Consider the following 600-nt stretch of genomic DNA (forward strand, 5'->3'; position numbering starts at 1 on the left):
GGGCGATCTCGTCGCTCTTGGCGCGCTTGAGGTACAGGTGCGCGGGGTGCTCCCAGGTCATGCCGATGCCGCCGTGCAGTTGGACGCACTCCTGCGCGGCGTGCACCGCGACGCGTGCGGCGTGGGCCTGGGCGACGGCCACGGCGACCGGCGCGTCCGGGGCGCCGGTGGCCAGGGCGTCCGCGGCGGCGCGGGCCGCCGCGCGGGCCGAGACCAGGTCGAGCCAGATCCGGGCCATCCGGTGCTTGAGCGCCTGGAAGGAGCCGACCGGGCGGCCGAACTGGTGCCGTTCCCCGGTGTGGCGCACGGTCTCGGCCAGGCACCACTCGGCGAGCCCGATTTGCTCGGAGGCCAGCAGCCCGGCCCCGGCCCGCAGCGCCCGGCCGATCGCCGCGTCGGCTGTGGCGGGCCCGGCGACGCGGCGGGCCGGCGTGCCGTCCAGGCCGACCCGGGCGAGCGGGCGCGTCGGGTCCAGCGCGGTGGTCGGCTCCAGGCGCAGCCCCGACGAGCCGGCGGCGCCGGCGTCCACCGCGTAGAGCCCCGCGCCCGCCGGGCCACGCGCCGGGACCAGCAGCACGTCGGCGGCGAGCGCGTCGGCGA

The 600-nt window shown here is 79.7% G+C and carries 1 protein-coding gene; it reads right to left on the reverse strand.

The genetic code is table 11. The features are described from left to right. Window positions 1-600: acyl-CoA dehydrogenase family protein (locus KUM32_RS38570; RefSeq protein ID WP_302185246.1), on the reverse strand; the 600-nt coding region annotated here is incomplete at both ends.

Source organism: Streptomyces sp. AC627_RSS907 (assembly GCF_019049165.1).